2 protein-coding genes are annotated in these 4,020 nt (G+C 67.4%); both read right to left on the bottom strand.

The features are described from left to right. The coding region (gene pglX / locus VJT49_RS01765) for a BREX-2 system adenine-specific DNA-methyltransferase PglX (RefSeq protein ID WP_324162426.1) at positions 1–961 on the bottom strand (961 nt) is incomplete at its 3' end. A 281-nt stretch (positions 962–1,242) separates the two neighbouring features. Next, the coding region (locus tag VJT49_RS01760) for a protein kinase domain-containing protein (RefSeq protein WP_324162424.1) at positions 1,243–4,020 on the bottom strand (2,778 nt) is incomplete at its 5' end.

Below are 4,020 nucleotides of genomic sequence, written 5' to 3'. Positions count from 1 at the left end.
CGGCCAGGTTCAACTGAAAGTCGGGAGCCTTCTCCAGAGATCGCTCGCCGGTGGCTTTGAGCGCGGCCACGATCAGCCGGAACCGCGCGATGGCCACCGCAAAGGGGTTGATGTCCACGCCGTGCACGCCGTCGAGGGCCTTCTGCACCAGGGCACGCGGTTCGAGGTTCGGGGCACGCTTCGACCAGCGGTTCAGCAGGCGGGCGAACGCGCCGAGCAGGAAGTGACCGGAACCACAGGTCGGGTCGATGAGCCGGAAGCCCTCCAGCGGCCGCTCGGCGAGCGCGGGCTCCATGGTCTGATCGAGGATGAACTCCTCAACGAACTCTGGAGTCTGGAGCAGCGCGTATTTCTTCTGCGCGAATTCGGATAGATCCTGGTAGAGGTCACCGAGGAAGCGAGTGCCCAAGTTGGGATCGCGGAACCGGCGCAGCAACTCTTCGCCCTCGGGGTCGGTCTCCCACCAGAACTCCAGTAGGCGCCGGGCCGCGTCACCCGAGGGCGTCACCTGGTGCAGTGGGGAGAACTCGTCGACCAAGCCCGCCGTGGCGCCCATGGCGGCGAAGTGCTGGATGATTTGCGACAGCCAGTGGCGGTCGTTGTGCTCCCCGTTGGCCTGGAAATAGGCGCGTCGAGCGTCCAGCGCCAGCTGCCGGCGCTCCTTCGTGTGCCCCGCTATCCACGCGGGGCGAACCAGTTCGTTGTCCTCGCAGAACCGGGCGAACACCGTCAGCAGCACCCAGGCGACGGCCGCCTGGGTCACTCGCTCGTCGCGCCACTCCTGCCACGACGACGCGGTTCGCTGCGCTTTGAGAGCGCCCTCCCACTCGGTGTGCCACAGCTCGTACACGCTCTCCTGGCGGCCGTAGGTATCGGGGCCGTCCACCCGGGCGCGTAGGTCGTCCTCCAGCGCCTTGACCTGCGCCCGCAGCTCCCCCACCAGTCCGCCCAGCTTTGCCACCGGTCGTCCCCTCGCGTCGTTACGTCTCCGTGCGATGCCTCGGTGAGCAACTCTGCCACGGCAGACTCCTCACCTACACGCAGTGGGTCAATCGCAACCGGGCAATTCCGCGTGACTTTCTGTTACCACATTGTGAGCGGTTGGCCACCCGCTATCCGGGCAGCTGGTAGTGCGTGCCTCTACGTTCGCCATGGCGAAGCTTCCCGTCCTCACTGCGGTGGCCCTGGCGGTAGTCCGGGGCAGGCCGCACAGGTGCTGCTGGCGGCGATAACGCTAAAGAATCACTTGGTCGCGTTCAGCTGCTTCTCCTGGGCGGCCAACCATGACACGTCGAGCTCCACGAACTGGCCGTTCGAGCCGAGCTGTAAGGGCTTGCCGTCCACCATGGCGCCCCGCATCCAGGACACCTGGGGCAACACCACCCACACCGGCCGGCTGCGCTTGGCCGCCAGATCACTCCAGCGGGCCACGACACCGAGGTGGCCGTAGCGGGCCAGCGGTGACAGGTCCGTCAAGACCACCGGTTCGCCGTCTCCGCCGGAGGAGCCACCGAGGACCAGGCCGTCGATGTGCTGGGTGACGCGGGGCATGACCCGTTCGACCAGCGCCTGCAGGCCGCGCGCATCGCGGCTGCCTGGGGCCGCCGCGTCGGCGGAGCAGACCAGGCTCCACTGCAGCCCGACCTCCTCGGCCACCGACTTCATCTCGTCGATTATCAGGCCGGTGACGTCGACGACCCGCGCGTGGAACCGCTGCGACAGGGTCGCCACGGCCCGGTCGACCTCGTCAGCGCGGAGGACACCAACCCCCAAGGTGAGGAAGGACCGCGCCCGCAGGCTCTCGGACAGCAACCGGTCCATGTGGTCGCCTCGGCTCAACGTGGTCTCCGTGACCTCTGGAACCACGGTCGCCGGTCGGCTGGGCAGGCCGCTGGTGGCCGCCGGAGTACTTGCCTCCGGCCGGTAGGCGCCGTCGGCGAAGCGCAGCCCGATGCCAGCCCTGTCGACGATCGTGTCCAACGCAGGCCTGCCGGGCAGCGTCGGCAGGTCCGGAAAGCGCGCCCGTACCCGATTGACGATCTCTCCAGCGGAGAGTTCCTCCTGCTGACCGACGCCGGAAAGGGCCAGCCGGACAGCGACGTGCTGGGCCATGCCGAGGGCGTGCAATTCGCCCCGAGCGGACAGGCCGACATCGGTCGTCGCTTGCGCGGCCAGCCGCACCAACCGGAGGTCCGTCATCGCCGGGGGAGCGTCCGTGTTCCCGCTCGCCGTGCGGAAAGCGGCGTCGAACCTGGCACGGATCTCCCGCGCCGCCCGCTGCTGGGGAACGATCGCTTCGTGCGCTGCGGTCGACTCAGCAACCAGCCTGCCCGCGACCTGGGCGATCGCTTCGGCGGCGTCCAGTAATGCGGGATCGATGGCGATCAGCGCGAGCCGGCCACCGTGCCGGCGTTTCGCCAGCGGCTCGTGTGTCTCAGCCAGTTCGTGTTCGACGTAGCGATCGAGGGCTAGCCTCAACAAGCCCGCAGCGACGCGCTTTGCTCGATCCACCTGGTCTTGTGGAGCGTCGGGCAAGGCGGCCAGAATCTCGTCGCTGAGGGTCCTGACGGTCGCCACGCCGCCAAGGTTTTTCAGTGACCTGGTGACCAGTCGCACCAGCTGCTCAAGCAGATCTCGGCACCGGTCATCCTCGGCCCACGCGTTCTGCAGCTCCTTTATCAACTGGAAACCGCGCGGACCCGACCGGCCGACAGCCAGCGCAAGCTCCTGCTGACTGGCGAACGGGTCGAGGTTGTCCCGCAAACCGAGGATGAGCTCGGCGGCCTGCTGACGGGTCGCTGAGCGCCGGCCCCGGGCGACATCGACGAGCAAGTTCGCCGCACGCAGAGGATCGGGCAGTGTGGTCGCAGTCGCTGGCCGAGCCGTGTCGATCCCTCGGCGGGCTGCCAGCTGGTCGGCGAAGGACTTCCGCCACTCGCGCACACGCTCGCGGATTTCCGAGCGAGTCTCCTTGGACTCCTTACCCACGAGACGGTTCATCCGCACCGAGTCGAGCATGAGCAGGTCGACAACGGTCGTCACTTCGGGCTCAAGCGCTGATACGGCCCGCGCGGACAGGCCCGCCTCACCCAATGTGCTGTCCAAGGTGGCGGAGGTGGCCTTGTCCGTAGTGCCTGATGCGGACCGCCCGAGGCGTTCGAAAATGCTCGTCCAAGCACGACGCATGTCTTCTGCGGTGTCATGCCGACGATCGGCGTTGCGTGAAAGCGCAGTTGTGAAGAATGCCTCGAGGTCCTCGCGCACAGCGGGATCGAAGGCATCGCTGTTGATCGAGACTTCGTCCGAGATGCTAGCCGGGTCGGCGTCGGGGTCGGTCCCGTACTGCGGCAACCTTCCGGTTGCCATCTCGTACAACACGACCGCCGCTCCGTACCGCTCCGCGGCGCTGTCGTAGGTCAGTCGGCCGTCCTGCCCGAGGAACGGATCGCGATAGTGCGGCGTACCGGCCGCGAGCGCCCGCGGGTCTGTTCCCGACATGGAAAAGTCGAACAGCACCAGCCGGGAGTCCGCCTTCCCACGGGACTTCCTGTCGTGGGCCTTCACGCCCAGGTTCGATGGCTTGATGTCGCGGTGGAAGATCCCTACGCGATCCAGTTCGACCAGTGCGGTCAGAAGATCAGTTCCCCAGCGTTCCAGCAGGTCAAGGGACAACCGGGCGCGCTTGCGGGCCAACTCCTCGGCGAGGGTGGTGTCGCCTGCGTAAGCCAGCACGAGCACCTTCCGCCCGCCTATGTGGGTGCTGTAAAGGCAGTCGACGATGTGATCGTGGTCCAGGGCTCCGAGTGCCTTCTCCTCCGACTCGAGCCGTGCTGCCGCGGCGGCGTCCTTGGCAACCTTGAGCACCCGTTGCTTGCCCCCGGCGGCTTCGTCGGACACCAGCAGTCCGACCGCCGTCGACCCCGATCCGAGCCGGCGGAGGAACTTGTAGCGCCCGCCGAGCAGCGCACCTGGGCCAGCATCGAGGGGATCCACGTCCTCGACGAGCGTCGGTGCGTACAG

The sequence above is a fragment of the Amycolatopsis sp. genome, assembly GCF_035276945.1.
In the GTDB taxonomy this organism is placed as follows: Bacteria; Actinomycetota; Actinomycetes; order Mycobacteriales; family Pseudonocardiaceae; genus Amycolatopsis_E.
Note: the sequence above shows the minus strand (reverse complement) of the source record. Positions and strands in the feature narration are given on the sequence as shown.